The organism is Acinetobacter rathckeae, from assembly GCF_015627125.1.
GTDB lineage: Bacteria > Pseudomonadota > Gammaproteobacteria > Pseudomonadales > Moraxellaceae > Acinetobacter > Acinetobacter rathckeae.
Genome location: NZ_VTDO01000006.1, coordinates 47,927 through 62,335, shown reverse-complemented (window position 1 = coordinate 62,335; position 14,409 = coordinate 47,927). Strand labels below are relative to the sequence as shown.

The following is a 14,409-nucleotide window of genomic DNA, read 5'->3' as shown; positions in this document are numbered from 1 at the left end:
AAATCAACGCTACCTATTTAAATTTAAGCCATGCTGGCAGTTCTTTTGGTCAATAAGAGGAAGATCTAACACTGAAACCACTCAAAGTCCATCATCAAATAAGACATTGTTTTTAAAAACCTATTATGAAAGAATAAGTTTAGCAAGCGAATCCTGTAAACGCTGACATGCCTGTGTTAGATGACTATCCTCAACCGCATAAGCAATACGTAAGTAGCCTGGTGTTCCAAAAGCTGAACCATGCAGCACCGCAACATGTGCATCTTGTAACAACCAACTTGCCACAGCCTGATCATCATCGAGGCTCTGCCCTTGTGGTGTTATAGATCCAATGAATGCCATACAGTTAGCAAAAATATAAAATGCCCCCTTAGGGGCACTGGCACTTAAGCCATTGCTTGCCTCAATCATTGCCAATACCTGCCGGCGGCGACGATCGAGCACAGTCATCCAAGCTGAAAGAAACTCTGCTGGTTGCTGTAATGCAACAACTGCCGCAGCTTGCGAAATACTACAGGGATTCGATGTGCTCTGTGATTGTAGCGTTTGCATGGCATGAATAAGCCATGTCGGACCTGCAGCATAACCCAACCGCCATCCAGTCATTGCATGACTTTTAGACACACCATTGATGGTCAATATACGATCGGATAAATATGGAGCAACCTGTGCGAAAGTACTAAAAAGTGTATTTTCATAACGTAAAGGTTCATAAATATCATCAGACATAATTAACACCTGAGGATAATCAGACAACACCTCTGCCAGTCCACGTAATTCTTCAGCACTATAAATCGCCCCTGTAGGATTACTTGGCGAGTTGAGAATCAACCAACGTGTCTCAGGTGTCAATGCAGCAGCCAAATCTTGTGGTTGTAACTTCCAACCATATTGCTCATGACAAGGGACAATAACTGGCGTACCCTCAGCCAGCATCACCATATCAGGATAAGAAACCCAGTATGGTGCAGGAATAATCACTTCGTGCCCGACATCTAATGTTGAAAGTAACGCATTGAAAATAAGTGGTTTCGCTCCACTACCTGCAACAATCTCATCTGCTGAAAAACTGAGCTGATGATCACGTAAAAACTTACAAGCAATGGCCTGTTTCAATGCACTAGTGCCCGATACAGCAGTATATTTTGTTTGTTGCTGTACAATAGCAGCAATACCAGCATCGCTGATGTGATCTGGTGTAGAAAAATCCAGTTCACCCTCACCCAAATTAATCACAGTATGACCTGCTTGCTCTAACGCACGTACCTGATCTGAAATCGTCGCTGTGGCAGATGGACGGATACGTTGCATACGTCGAGCCAATTGTTGATGATTCATCACACCCCCTTTTGTATATATTGTTTCAATAAGTACAATCATAGTAAGCTGTTAGTTAATCCAATCCACTTTAGATCTTACCGCCTCTAACAACAGGAAAATATTCGTGCTACCGCTATTCATTGTTGATGATGCCAAAATCCCAGCACATTACGGGATCACCGCCAGTATGTTGGCCAACCAAAAATCACTGCCGTTATGGAGTCTACGCCCGACTTTCCATAATGATTTTCCAGACAGTCATCAACATGTGATCGCTGCAGGATATTGTGTCAGCAGTGGGCTATTTCTGAGTAATACCCTGCAACATGAAGTCACTGATGTCAGCCAACTCCCCACACACGATGCAGTCATTGTGCTAGCAGAAGCAGATGCACCACGTATCGCTCACCTCAAAGGTGAACGCTTGTCGAGCAAAAACTTGCCTCAACCAGAAATACTGACTCCAGCATCCACCGACAATCGCACAATACGTATCGGGCTGATGGGGCATGTACGTGACCAACGTGACAGCTATCCAGCAAACCTGTTGTCATTACAAGCGGCGGCCAAGCAACTTCACTTAAAACTAGACATCCGCCTGTTATCTCCTGAAGCACTTTGCCATGATCTACATGAGTTAGACGAGTTACACGGCGTTGTTTTACCTGGTGGTTCATCTATGGCGGCTGTTTTAGGGCAAATTGCTGTCGCTAAAGCGACGCTACATCGTGGCATTCCAACATTAGGCCTATGTCTTGGTATGCAAAGTATGTGTACTGCTGTGGTACAACATGCCATCGGCTTTGAAGAGGCGATATTGGCAGAAGTTGCTTCTCATGCAACACTACACAGCTTTATACGATTTGATGATTTTCGCCACCGCTGTGGCTTGTTTGCTTTCCCTGCACCTGCACCCTTTAACTATATGCATTACAACCATCGCTATTACTTCAACCCCAAACTACGGCCACAACTGCTGGCAGGCGGAATAGACATTACGGTACAAAACGATGACATTGTCGAAGCCATTCGTTTTCCATCACATACTTTTTGGCAGGGCGTACAAGGCCACCCCGAACTCATGTCACGCCCCAATGCTCCACACCCATTATTTATAGATTTCTTGCAAGCGGTTGCTCAAAAGACAATTTAACCCCTGTACGTGAATCGCTGGCGAGCTGTTGCATGACCTTGGTTAATGACTGTAAGGCCTGTTCAGAAATTGGTTTTAAAGGTGGTCGAACCATACCACCATTAAACCCCCGTAGTGCCATTGCAGCTTTCACTAACTGTGGCTGACCATGCTGACGTGCCAGTGTACGATACTCAAACCATAACTGATGTAACGCTTTGGCTGTGTTGGCATCACCCTGCTCCAACGCCCGATAAGTGGCCAAAATGAGCTCTGGTAATGCACCACTATTGGTGGTACTAATACCATCAAAACCCGCCATCATCGGACCAAGAAAAGCCAGATCTGATGCACAAAATAGACGTAATTTTCCAGCCAGACGATTAGCAATTTGGTCAATTACTGTTGGGGTTAAATCACCCTGTTTAATGCCCACCACCCCAGAAATATCCGCCAGACGTTCCAATAAATTGGGGGTCAACGTAATACCAATACCCGGTGCGTTATAGACCAAAATACCTGTACGTGACAGCAATGCCATTTCTTCAAAATAAGTGACAATCTGCTCATCCGTAATTTCACTCACAAACGGTGCTGTCACCATCGGCAGACCACCCAACTCGCCCGCAAGTTTTGTCAGTTCACGTGCTTCACGTGGGTCAGAGGCAGCACTGCACAACATCACAGCCACACGATCTTTGACAAAATCCATCACATAAATAAATAGTGCCCGGCGTTCCGCCAGTGACATCACAGGAAACTCACCATACGTACCACCAATAAGTAAGCCATCATAACCTTGGGCAATCACACGCTCTATATTTTCAGACAGTGCGGCAAAATCTATTTCTCCTGTTGGCGTAAATGGTGTCACAGTAATGTTAAATATACCCTTTAGACGTTCATAACACTCTTTAATATCTTTCATCATTATTCCCTAAAACAACATTAAAGGACTTGTGAGCGACCCCAATTGACGGTAGCCAGTTTCAGTCACGACAATCGTTTCGCTCACGCCCACGGTAAACTCACCATAAATACGCAGTGCAGGAGGAATATGAAATGTCATTCCTGGCTCAAGTTCAGTATTAACGCCATCATATAAACTCAAAATACCGCCTTCCCCCCAATCTGGTGCAAATGCAATACCAATTGAATAACCAGTACGCTTTTTAAAATTTTCGCTAAACCCTGCACGATCAATCACCTGCTGACACGCAATATGTGGCTCAGCACACGTCACACCAGGGCGAATTGTATCTAGTGCAGCCTGCAGGGCATCTTGACAGACTTTCTCCATTTCTAAAGCAATCGCTGGTGGTCGTCCCAGCCATGCAGAACGCATTAATGCCGCATGATAGCGATCATGAGATGCCGCCATCTCAAGAAACACAGGATCATTTTTTTGAATCATACGGCGACGCCATGTGCCATGTGGCACACCACTGCGTGAACCGCTAGAAACCAATGGTTCCATACCAACATATTCTGAACCTGCAGCAATGGCTGCTCCCATCATGGCAGATACCAATGCATTTTCGTCAACACCCTCACGAATGGCTGCCATACCTGCTTGCATACCTGCATCGACATAACGTGCTGCCATCGAAATCTTTTCTATCTCTGCATCAGATTTAATCGCACGTAATGGCTCAATCACTCCTGCTGTATCTGCAATCGGGCCCAGCTGATGTTGTAATAACTCATACACCGCTATTGGCAAAAACCAACCATACTTGTCTAGACCAATCCGCTTATTTAGCCAACCTCGCTGTTGCAATAGGCTCAATAAAAAATCGATCGGATGATCACCATCTTGATAAATCGCGGCATCAGCAATAAAAGTGTTGGCAATAAAATTAAAATATTCAAGCTGACGAATTACAAATACTGGTTCACCCTCTACAGGCAACAGCAATGCCTGAAATGTATAATAGCCTGGTGTTTGCTGACCAGTTAACCAAAAAATGTTCTCAGGGCCAGTGACGATCATCACATCAACACCCACTGTATTTAAGCGTTCACGCGTACGTTGAATACGACTTGCATACTCCTGCTCAGTAAATGCCGACTCACTGCCCTGTATCACATGATCAAGTTCTTGCATGATTTAAAACTCCTGAATCAAAGTGGCACGAGTGGCATCAAAATTCACCCCCAAACCATCAATATTAGAAACCTCTACACAACCATGGTGATATTGCAAACCACTGACCGCATCATCTATAAGACCATCCGCACCATAAAGTTCTGCAAATTGAGGCTGTAGTAAGCGACACAGTTGTAATGCTGCTGACGTTGCCGCATGACCTTCATTCATTTGTCCAACCATAAAAGGTATACCTCCACGCTGTAAGCGACGTGCTACGGCCAATGTCGGTGTAATTCCACCAAATTTGACCAATTTCAAATGTCCCCACAATGCTCCGTTTGCCATAATCAAGCGATCAATTGCAACATCATTGATCAAGCTTTCATCTAACATAATTGGCATGCCAAATGAGTACAGCATGTTCAGCTTGTCATCCTCTGTAGGTGCTAATGGCTGTTCAACATAACTTAACCCCAAATCACACAACACAGGAAATGCCTGCTGTGCCTGTGTAAGTGACCACTGACCATTTACGTCAATAGCCAATGAAATACTGGTACCAAACTCACTACGCAGTCGTTGTAAGCGAGCTAAATCCGTCGCAAAATCTGCCACACCTGTACGTAGTTTCAGTTGTGTAAAACCACGATCAACGTAATGCTCGGCTTGGTGTAGCATCTGTGCTTCACTGCCCCAAAATAAAGTCTGATTGGTCATAAAAGACAAAGCACAAGGTGTAGTGGCTCCTAAATACTGTGCAAGTGACTGTTGTGCTCGTTTGGCCAATAAATTATGCAATGCCATATCCAACAACATCCGTGTTGGGGCGAGTAAACCCGCACCTTCAGTATGTACTTTTTCTAGCAAGGATTTCGGGCACGCATGGCTATTCCACTGTGCCAAGGCACGCTGAACATTTTGTAATACTTGCGTAGCACTATAACCATGTAGATAATCAATATTCAGTCGCACCTCACCAATGGCATCATCAAGTTGTAACCACAATATTTCTAATGCATTGACTGCACCAGAAGCTGCCGTATGCAAGGTAATGCCCGCATAGTGTAATTTCCCATACCATAGCCGTATTTTCACACTTTGGATTCCGACGGTAACATTGCTAAAGCAATATCAAGATAAATAGAAGTTGCAGCAATAAACTCATCTATAGGCACAAACTCATCTGATTTATGTGCCACAGCCAAATCACCAGGGCCAATGACTACCCCCTTTGCCCCCAAAGCACGAAAATGCACTAAATCACACCCGCCTTGAAAGCCGAATGGTCCAGCATTGGCTTGGCCATGATGGCGACAAGCAGCCAAACTCTGTTTCACAATGGTTTCATTACGATCTGTTTCAGTTGCACCACCCGTCGTTGCCTGCCAAGCGATAATTTCAGCCTTTACACCAGTACAATCTCTAGCATGGTCAAGCAACTGTTGTAACTCATCTTTAACATCTGCCTCACTTTCACCAGGAACCATACGGCGATCTAACAACAGCTCACAACTGTCTGGCACGATGTTATCGGCATGGCCACCATGAATACGTGTCACTGTCAAACTGGCATGCCCCACAAGAGCATGGCAACGGCAATGCACCTGCTGCTGATGTGTCTGCTCAATTAACCCCAACAGTTTTGCCGACTGATAAATGGCATTTACCCCCAACTCTGGCGTACCGGAATGTGCTGCGACCCCCTGAACCCTGACACGTGGACGCAAGCTACCTTTATGTGCTGAAAATGTTGCATTTGAAGTGGGTTCACCAATGACCACAAAGTCAATCTCTGGTGCTGCCTCTTTAACATAAAACTTCGCACCTTCACTCGCCACCTCTTCATCAGCAGTAAACACCCCCATGAGCGTGCCAGACCAGCTTTCTTGATGTATCGCCAATATACGTAATGCTTCCACCATCGCAACCAATGGCCCTTTGGCATCACAAGCACCTCGTCCGTAAAGCCGCCCATCACGTTCGGTGAGCGTAAATGCATCTGTATGCCAGCCAGTACCTGCAGGCACAGTGTCAAGATGGGTATTGAAAGCAAAACAGGGGCCCGCACCATTTTTCAGTACTGCAATAACATTGCTACGTCCCTCGGCATATCCACTCAACGACACATCAAAACCCACTGAGTTAAGCCAAGCAGCAACACATTCGGCAGCTTCATGCTCTCGACCTGGGGGATTTTCTGTATTAATTCCAACAAGCGTGGCTAAATTTTGCTTCATACGCATGCTGTCTACATCATAAACACTCATCGCTACTCCACAATCAATGAAGGATTTGGTCAAGAAAATGCCTTGCACGTGCATTGACCTTTCCAGTAAAAAAATCTTCAGTGCTGGCAGATTCTAAAATCTCACCATCTTCCATAAACAAAATTTGGTTGGCGGCACGGCGTGCAAAACCCATCTCGTGTGTGACCACAATGCTCGTCATACCTTCGGCACTGAGTTCAGCCATCACATCAAGGACTTCACGAATCATCTCAGGATCAAGTGCCGAAGTCGGTTCGTCATACAACATCAGTTCAGGTTTCATCGCCAATGCTCTGGCAATCGCAACACGTTGTTGTTGCCCACCAGATAGTTCATCAGGGAAATGATCTGCTCGGTCATGAATACGTACTTTTTTTAACAGTGCTTCAGCTTGTTGACGTGCTTCAGCACGACTCACGCCCAATACCGTCATGGGTGCCAACATAATATTTTCCGCCGCAGTAAGGTGTGAAAATAGCTCATAATTTTGGAACACCATCCCAATACGCTGACGTAACTGAGGTATAGGTACATCTCCACGAGTAATATTTTGCTCGGTGAAAAACACATCACCACTGTCTGATGGCGAGAGCATGTTCACACATCGCAACAATGTCGACTTACCTGAACCAGAAGGACCAATCAACACCACAGTTTCCCCACGATGTACCTGAAGAGAACAATTTTTGAGTACCATTTGTTTACCAAAACATTTATCAATACCGATCATTTCCAGTAAAGGTTTAGGCTTATAATTCATGACATACCTCACATTGTTTTACTGGTTTCAGCAGTATGAATATCTCGTGCCTGTGCTTTTTGCTGCTTAAGGCGGCGCTGTTTAGGATCAAGCACACGTTCTAACCACGACTGAAAAGCCATAAATAAGCTGGTGAGAAGTAAGTAATAGACCCCAGCTGCACACAATGCTTCGAAATAACGAAAACTGGCACTGGCCGTTTGATTTGCCACCAATAGCAACTCTTGCACAGCAATGACCGAAACCAATGCACTGGATTTCAACATGCTAATCATTTGATTTCCCATCGGTGGTAATACAATACGGGCTGCCTGTGGCAGTACAACCTTTCGCATAATCTGCATATTGGTCATTCCCAGTGCCATACCTGCTGTACGCTGGCCACTCTTCACCGCTTGAAGTCCTGAGCGTAGAATTTCTGCCATATAAGCTCCCTCATTCAATGACAGTGCCAGCACAGCACAAGTAAATGCAGAGAAACTCAAACCGAAAGATGGCAATACGTTATAAATAAATATGATTTGGAACAGCACAGGCGTGCCTCGAAACAGCCAAACATAGAAAAATGCTAGTGTCTTCCCTGCCTTAGAGGGTGCTTCTTGTAATAATGCCAATAACAACCCCAACACAACACCACATAACAACGAACACAATGTAATCAGCAGGGTCATCCAAGCACCCTGTAAGAACTCGGGTGATAAAAAGTACTGCCACATTAAATCAATCGACATGATTCTCTCCGTTCAATAGTTTAAAAAATGGCTACGGAGTCTGGAAAATCCCACTTTTTAATCAGTTGTTTATATGTGCCGTCCTTCACTAAATTTTGTAGTCCTGTTTCCAAAAGTTTTTTTGCATCTGCATCCCCCTTACGTACTGCAAAGGCAATATGCGTATCGGCTTCAAACTCTGCACCAACCGCTTCAAACACACCTGGTTTTTCTCTAAAAAGTGCCACAGACCCTGGTGTTGGTAAAAACTCAGCATCGGCTCGACCTTGTGCAACAGCAACAGCTGAATCTGTTGCTGCTGGAAACGTCATCACATTAATTGCAGCCTTTTTAGCCTGTAGACAGTTTTTATTGTCTACACGTGCCTGACTTTCCTCAATGCCGCCCAATGTCACGGCAATATTCTTACCGCACAATGATAAGTCACGCCCAGTAATACCTGCTGGATTGCCTTTTTTGACAACAACACGATTACCAATTTTTAAATAAGGTACGAAGTCGACTTGCTCTGCACGCGTTGAGTTGACATACATTGCCGAGTTAATCATATCTATGCGCTTACCCTGTAATGCTGGAATCAACCCTTTAAACTCCATCGGTAAAGGTACTGGTTGCAACTGAATTGACTGACTCAGTGCATTAATCAAATCAATATCAAATCCCGTAAGCTTGCCATCTTTGACAAACTCAAACGGCATAAATGTCGCAGCAGTACCATAAGTCAGTTTTCCTGATGCCACCTCTCCAATGCCTGCTTGGCTCGTCATAGGTATCCAACCCAATGCAGATACCACCCCAAATACACACAGCGTTTTTTTCACAGCAGTACTGAACATAAATTTCTCCCAGCCAATTATTTAATTGATCTTTATACATCATAAAATACAATCTTAATTACAAAAAATGTCCCCTATCGGTGCAATACGCATAGTTTTTGTGCAAATTATCTATACCCAAGTCATTTGATTGACATGTATTATTGTATAATCTGGTGATAATAATACATATTAGGAGCCCACTTATATGCAACCAACCTCTTCTGCCAGTAGTCGCCGTATTGCTCGGCAATTGCTTGACTTAATATATGAAGCAAGATTTGAACCAGGTCACCATTTACGTGAAAAATATTTAGCAGATGCCTTAGGCGTATCTCGAACTCCTATACGTGCTGGCCTCAAAGAATTAACTCGGCTCGGGGCAGTAAAGTCACGACCAAATCATGGTTTCTATCTCATAAAAAGTGCCGAAGAGTTACAACACCTAAACATTGAACCCTCACCAAGTAGCGACCAAACGCTCTATGAACTTTTAGTACGTGACCATATCGCAGGTGTCCTCCCTTCATCTTTCACCCAAACGGAAGTGAGCGCTCGTTATGAGGTCGATCGTGGCGTACTTACCCGTGCACTGGTCAAATTATCAGAAGATGGTTTAATTTCACGAAATGCAGGACACGGTTGGCGTTTCCAACAGACGCTAAATAGTGATGTCGCTTTACGTAATAGTTATAGTTTCAGACTAATGATTGAACCTACAGCACTGCTCAGTCCACAATTTCGTATAGATCATACACGACTCAAACAGATTCGGGCTCAGCACCTACGTTTAATCACTCATCCAGATATCACCAAAGTACCTGCTCGTGAAATTTTTGAAACGGATGCTTCATTTCATGAACTACTGGCAGAGTCCAGTGGAAACTTTTTTATATTACAAGCCATACAACAACAAAACCGCCTACGTCGTTTGTTAGAGTTTAACAGCTATCACAATAAACGTCGGGTCAAAGCATGGTGTGAAGAACATGTCGCCATTATAGATATGATCAAAGAGAACAAACCTGAACAAGCGGCTGAACTGATGCGTATACACTTACAATATGCCTATGATCTCGTAAAAATTTAACATGCAAAGACCACTATCGGCACTTTTTTTTGCATATTTAGCAACGAAAAATACAATAAAGGAAAAATCATGGATCTACACATTTGTGGTCGAGTTGCATTGGTTTGTGGGGCAGGAAGTGGCTTAGGGCAAGCCATGGCCCTGTCATTGGCACAAGAAGGTGTAAAAGTCGCCGTGACTGGAAGAAATCAGGAAAAGTTAGATGCTACTGTCGCCATGATTCATGCCAACGGTGGTCAAGCACACGCTTGGCAACTTGACCTAGCACAGCCAGAACTTTTTGATACCGTGCTGTCTGATATCACCCAACATTGGGGAGATATAGATATTTTAGTCAATAACTCAGGTGGCCCACCACCTGCAACTGCAGCAGGCACAGATAATACCATATGGCAACAACAGTTTTCATTGATGGTGACCTCGCTCATCCAACTGACAGATAAAGTGTTACCGGGTATGAAACAACGTGGCTGGGGGCGTATTATCACCTCAACCTCTTCGGGAGTGATTGCACCTATTGCCAACCTAGCTTTATCAAATGCTCTTCGTATGAGTCTCCTTGGTTGGTCGAAAACACTCGCAAATGAGGTTGCAGCACACGGCGTAACAGTCAATATTCTTGTACCAGGACGTATTGCAACCGAGCGTGTGAACCAACTCGACACCATGAAAGCCAAACGTGAAAACAGCACTGTTGATGCTGTTGCAGAAAAAAGTCGCCAAGAGATTCCTTTAGGACGTTATGGTCATCCGCAAGAATACGGGGCCACGGCTGCATTCCTTGCCAGTCAGCAAGCCAGCTACATCACTGGTAGCGTCATCCGAGTTGATGGCGGCATGATCAATACTTTGTAAGCACAATTATGACAAGGCAAAACATTTTAATACATAGCGTATGAAAGCATGTTTTTTAGATGTATTAAAGGCTGTGTTAATACATCTAAATTCCAAGATTTAATTTAGATGCTGCTCTCTTGGTTACTTCTAATCTTTTTTCTATCAATGGCGCAATATACTCCCTGACATGAGTAATCGTTGTACTTGATGCTAAGCAAGGCGACCCTGAATCAAATGGAGGATGGGGATCATATTCCATGTGTAATTGAATGCGTCTGGCGACTTCTTCACCAAAGGTATCAGACACGACTTTTAAAGCAAAATCGATACCTGATGTAACGCCTGCTCCAGTAATTCTATTTCGATCTGTGACGATTCTTTCAGTGATGGGTATCGCACCGAACAGCTTTAACTGATCAATTGAGGCCCAATGGCTGGTGGCCTTATAACCGACTAATAATCCGGCAGCTCCAAGTAAAAGTGAGCCCGTACAAACAGATGTAATTAACTTTGCTGTTAAAGATTTTGTTTTAATAAAGTTTAACGTGTCTTCATCGTCCATCAGCTCAATTTGGCCTGACCCACCAGGAATACAAATAATATCTAAATCAGGACATGCATCAAATGTCGTATTTGGGTTAATTTCCAGCCCCTTTTCAGACATCACAGGTCTTTTATCCTTCCAAATTAAATATATTGCTGTATTTGGAGACCTAGAAAACACTTCATATGGCCCGGTAAGATCAAGTTGTGTGACTCCGGGGAAAAGTAGAAATCCTATTGATATTTTTTGCATATGCATCTCTTTTTTATATAATCATTTTTAGAATAAAGCGTGCAACTCAAAATAGAAAGTCGATTTGATAAAATTATTGCTTTATCAGATCAGACATCAAGAGGGAATGTGGCATAAATGCGTATTCAAAGTGATATGTCAGGTAGCAGAGCATCTGTAACTTAAAACAATCTTGTGTTGATGTTAGTATTTATTGGCTATATCTACAAATAAATAACGTCTCTCGCTAAATATATCCCCCGCTCTAAAGGTGGCTCTAAGCTCAGCTGAGGCCATCTGTGCATAAATCTTTTCTTAGTGATTCTTTGATTAAACACAGCTTCACTGACGAGATTTTTATTCCAACGTAATTTTAGCTCAAATAAGTCACTTAAACCAAAAGGAGCAATCAGTTCAAATTGGCCATGTTTTGCAAGCCTCACCGCAATCGCTGTTGCCGTTTCAGGCCATAAAGACAATGCATACCAAACAGAATGCAAAGGCAAAATAGATTGATTTTGGTCTGTTTTATACCATGTATGTACTTCAGCTTGATTGGTAATGTCCCATTCATAGTTTGGAAATTGTTTAGACAGCTCATTTCCTATAAATTGCTTTTTTTGTTGATTTTGCTCATTTTTGTCATAATAAATCACGTCAATTTCAGCGATGCTTTCCTCATAACCATGTAAGTCAGACCAAATCGCATTTCGCAATATACCTGCACTGATATAACAGTCCTCACTCAGCTTGGAAAGTGACAGCAAGATATTGTATATATTTTTATTTTCTAGCAAAAAATGCTTCAACTGTTCCCGATAAAAAGCTTCTGGCATATTACTCAATCATTCCACCTTGTGATCTTCAATAAAAAAATGAAGGCAACGACATAAATGCCGTTGCCTTCATCATTACACAGAAATGTATTTGAAATCGATTACCAAATATCTGTTTTAATTTTTTTCTTTAACTCAGGATGGTCGTCTAACTTAAACGTTGGATCTTTAATCCCTGCTTTTTGCTGTTTACGATAATCTTTTAAGATAAGTAGTAAAAATGGCATCAGCAGTAAAATTGCAGCAAGGTTTAATGTCGCCATAATACCCATAGATAAATCAGCCATGTTCCACACTAAAGGTACACTCGTTACGGCACCAAAATACACCATAAACAAAACGAATAGTCTAAAAACAAACATGACTTTAGGGCTATTTTTAATAAACTGTACATTACTTTCAGCATAAGCATAGTTACCTAAAATAGAAGAGTAACAGAATAAGAAAAGTAAGACTGCCAGTAAGTCACCACCCCAAGGGCCAAGCTGGCGTTCTAAAGCACGTTGTGTAAGCTCTACACCCACATAACCTGTTTCTAGGTATGCACCTGAAATTAAAATAATCATGGCAGTACAAGTACAAATAACAAAGGTATCTACAAATACACCCAACATTTGCACTAAACCTTGGTTTACAGGGTGACTTACATCTGAAGCCGCTGCAGCATTCGGTGCAGACCCCATACCTGCTTCATTTGAAAACAGACCACGTTTCACGCCTTGCATTAACGCCATAGACACCATTGAACCAAAGAAACCACCAGCTGCCGCATCAAACTGAAATGCTTTAGTGAAAATCAGTCCAAAGATATGTGGCACTTGATCATAATTAATTGCAATAATATATAAAGTAACCGCTAAGTATAGCCCTGCTTTTACAGGCACAAAAAACTCTGCTAATTTTGCAATACGATGAATACCACCAAAAATTGCAACACCAGTTAACACAACTAAAGCTAAACCAACCCAAGATAAACTCATACCTAAAAATGGCAAGTGCAGCTGGTATTGGTCCCAACCCCATGCATGTGATGATGCGCTTGCCATTGCATTGGCTTGCACCGAGTTAAATACAAAGCCATACGCTAAAATAAGTGATAGCGCAAATACAATACCAAAAGTCTTGCTTCTTAAACCAAGAGTAATGTAGTAAGCAGGGCCACCACGAAAACGCTGATTATTGGCATCACGAATTTTAAACAATTGTGCTAAAGAAGACTCAACGAATGCTGAGCTCATACCTAGAATCGCTGTTACCCACATCCAAAACACTGCGCCTGGCCCACCAATAGCAATGGCAATAGCAACACCACCAATGTTACCCACACCTACACGGCTTGCAAGACCTGTAACAAATGCTTGAAATGCGGTTAAACCATGCTCTTGCTGTGGTTCACGTGAGCTTTTCATCACACGTATGCTTTCAAAGAACATTCGTAGCTGCACACCGCCTGTTACTAGCGTATAAATAATACCTACAGCCAACAAGAAAATGACTAAGAAGTCCCATAAAGGCTCATTTAAATGATTGACCCACCCCATGAGCAAGTTATTAAGTTCCTGATTCATTCAGACATTTATCCTTGTATAAAAGTGATACTAAAAACGCAAAGGCCATGCTAACAACATCTATATGGTCTTTAAAAAACAACCTCTTACTGCGTCATAATGAAACATAATGCAAGTTAACATATAGACAATTGCACTACAGTATATCGTTCAAAGTCCAATACGCCCCACTTTAAAACCAAACCA

The 14,409-nt window shown here is 42.9% G+C and carries 14 protein-coding genes; 3 read left to right on the top strand and 11 right to left on the bottom strand.

Going from position 1 to position 14,409, the window contains the following annotated elements; genetic code table 11:
• Positions 1–123: 123 nt before the first annotated feature.
• Positions 124–1,338 (bottom strand): pyridoxal phosphate-dependent aminotransferase, encoded by a 1,215-nt coding sequence (locus I2F31_RS10230; protein ID WP_195773856.1) that lies wholly within the window; start codon positions 1,336–1,338, stop codon positions 124–126.
• A gap of 106 nt (positions 1,339–1,444) precedes the next feature.
• On the opposite strand from I2F31_RS10230, the gene I2F31_RS13445 reads away from it, so the two are divergent.
• On the top strand, positions 1,445–2,473 hold the full coding sequence (locus I2F31_RS13445; RefSeq protein WP_195769240.1) for a glutamine amidotransferase-related protein: 1,029 nt from the start codon (positions 1,445–1,447) through the stop codon (positions 2,471–2,473).
• Here I2F31_RS13445 and I2F31_RS10220 read toward each other — a convergent pair.
• From I2F31_RS10220 to I2F31_RS10190, 7 genes are read right to left on the bottom strand one after another with little or no spacing between them, the layout of a single operon-like run.
• A complete protein-coding gene (locus tag I2F31_RS10220) occupies positions 2,433–3,380 on the bottom strand; it encodes a dihydrodipicolinate synthase family protein (protein WP_195773855.1) in 948 nt (315 codons plus the stop codon). The two genes, I2F31_RS13445 and I2F31_RS10220, sit on opposite strands and share 41 nt — an antisense overlap.
• Positions 3,381–3,389: 9 nt before the next feature.
• Positions 3,390–4,559, bottom strand: coding sequence for a M24 family metallopeptidase (locus tag I2F31_RS10215; protein WP_195773854.1), 1,170 nt, complete (start codon positions 4,557–4,559; stop codon positions 3,390–3,392).
• Positions 4,560–4,562: 3 nt separating this feature from the next.
• Positions 4,563–5,639, bottom strand: coding sequence for a mandelate racemase/muconate lactonizing enzyme family protein (locus tag I2F31_RS13440; RefSeq protein ID WP_195769237.1), 1,077 nt, complete (start codon positions 5,637–5,639; stop codon positions 4,563–4,565).
• Positions 5,636–6,811, bottom strand: a complete 1,176-nt coding sequence (locus I2F31_RS10205; protein ID WP_195773853.1) for a M20 family metallopeptidase — start codon at positions 6,809–6,811, stop codon at positions 5,636–5,638. Before I2F31_RS10205 ends, I2F31_RS13440 begins: the two co-directional genes overlap by 4 nt.
• 13 nt (positions 6,812–6,824) lie before the next feature.
• Positions 6,825–7,571 (bottom strand): amino acid ABC transporter ATP-binding protein, encoded by a 747-nt coding sequence (locus tag I2F31_RS10200; RefSeq protein WP_195769234.1) that lies wholly within the window; start codon positions 7,569–7,571, stop codon positions 6,825–6,827.
• Between the two features lie 8 nt (positions 7,572–7,579).
• Positions 7,580–8,302, bottom strand: a complete 723-nt coding sequence (locus tag I2F31_RS10195; protein WP_195769233.1) for an amino acid ABC transporter permease — start codon at positions 8,300–8,302, stop codon at positions 7,580–7,582.
• 20 nt (positions 8,303–8,322) lie between these two features.
• Positions 8,323–9,138, bottom strand: a complete 816-nt coding sequence (locus tag I2F31_RS10190; protein ID WP_195769232.1) for an ABC transporter substrate-binding protein — start codon at positions 9,136–9,138, stop codon at positions 8,323–8,325.
• 187 nt (positions 9,139–9,325) lie between these two features.
• On the opposite strand from I2F31_RS10190, the gene I2F31_RS10185 reads away from it, so the two are divergent.
• Positions 9,326–10,207, top strand: coding sequence for a GntR family transcriptional regulator (locus I2F31_RS10185; protein ID WP_195773852.1), 882 nt, complete (start codon positions 9,326–9,328; stop codon positions 10,205–10,207).
• Positions 10,208–10,276: 69 nt separating this feature from the next.
• Positions 10,277–11,062 (top strand): SDR family oxidoreductase, encoded by a 786-nt coding sequence (locus I2F31_RS10180; protein ID WP_195769230.1) that lies wholly within the window; start codon positions 10,277–10,279, stop codon positions 11,060–11,062.
• Positions 11,063–11,147: 85 nt separating this feature from the next.
• On the opposite strand, the gene I2F31_RS10175 is transcribed toward I2F31_RS10180, so the two are convergent.
• The 3 genes from I2F31_RS10175 to I2F31_RS10165 form a co-directional block, all read right to left on the bottom strand.
• Positions 11,148–11,840: a DJ-1/PfpI family protein gene (locus tag I2F31_RS10175; RefSeq protein ID WP_213014864.1), complete on the bottom strand. Its 693-nt coding sequence runs from the start codon at positions 11,838–11,840 to the stop codon at positions 11,148–11,150.
• Between the two features lie 203 nt (positions 11,841–12,043).
• Positions 12,044–12,655: a nucleotidyltransferase family protein gene (locus tag I2F31_RS10170; RefSeq protein ID WP_195773850.1), complete on the bottom strand. Its 612-nt coding sequence runs from the start codon at positions 12,653–12,655 to the stop codon at positions 12,044–12,046.
• Between the two features lie 101 nt (positions 12,656–12,756).
• Positions 12,757–14,223: an alanine/glycine:cation symporter family protein gene (locus I2F31_RS10165; RefSeq protein WP_195769227.1), complete on the bottom strand. Its 1,467-nt coding sequence runs from the start codon at positions 14,221–14,223 to the stop codon at positions 12,757–12,759.
• Positions 14,224–14,409: the final 186 nt, after the last annotated feature.

Coding starts and splice junctions, on each gene's coding strand:
- I2F31_RS10185 (WP_195773852.1), top strand. CDS start 9,326: ATGCAACCAACCTCTTCTGCCAGTAGTCGCCGTATTGCTCGGCAATTG.
- I2F31_RS10195 (WP_195769233.1), bottom strand. CDS start 8,302: ATGTCGATTGATTTAATGTGGCAGTACTTTTTATCACCCGAGTTCTTA.
- I2F31_RS10190 (WP_195769232.1), bottom strand. CDS start 9,138: ATGTTCAGTACTGCTGTGAAAAAAACGCTGTGTGTATTTGGGGTGGTA.
- I2F31_RS10205 (WP_195773853.1), bottom strand. CDS start 6,811: ATGAGTGTTTATGATGTAGACAGCATGCGTATGAAGCAAAATTTAGCC.
- I2F31_RS10230 (WP_195773856.1), bottom strand. CDS start 1,338: ATGAATCATCAACAATTGGCTCGACGTATGCAACGTATCCGTCCATCT.
- I2F31_RS10220 (WP_195773855.1), bottom strand. CDS start 3,380: ATGAAAGATATTAAAGAGTGTTATGAACGTCTAAAGGGTATATTTAAC.
- I2F31_RS10170 (WP_195773850.1), bottom strand. CDS start 12,655: ATGCCAGAAGCTTTTTATCGGGAACAGTTGAAGCATTTTTTGCTAGAA.
- I2F31_RS10175 (WP_213014864.1), bottom strand. CDS start 11,840: ATGCAAAAAATATCAATAGGATTTCTACTTTTCCCCGGAGTCACACAA.
- I2F31_RS10215 (WP_195773854.1), bottom strand. CDS start 4,559: ATGCAAGAACTTGATCATGTGATACAGGGCAGTGAGTCGGCATTTACT.
- I2F31_RS10200 (WP_195769234.1), bottom strand. CDS start 7,571: ATGAATTATAAGCCTAAACCTTTACTGGAAATGATCGGTATTGATAAA.
- I2F31_RS10165 (WP_195769227.1), bottom strand. CDS start 14,223: ATGAATCAGGAACTTAATAACTTGCTCATGGGGTGGGTCAATCATTTA.
- I2F31_RS10180 (WP_195769230.1), top strand. CDS start 10,277: ATGGATCTACACATTTGTGGTCGAGTTGCATTGGTTTGTGGGGCAGGA.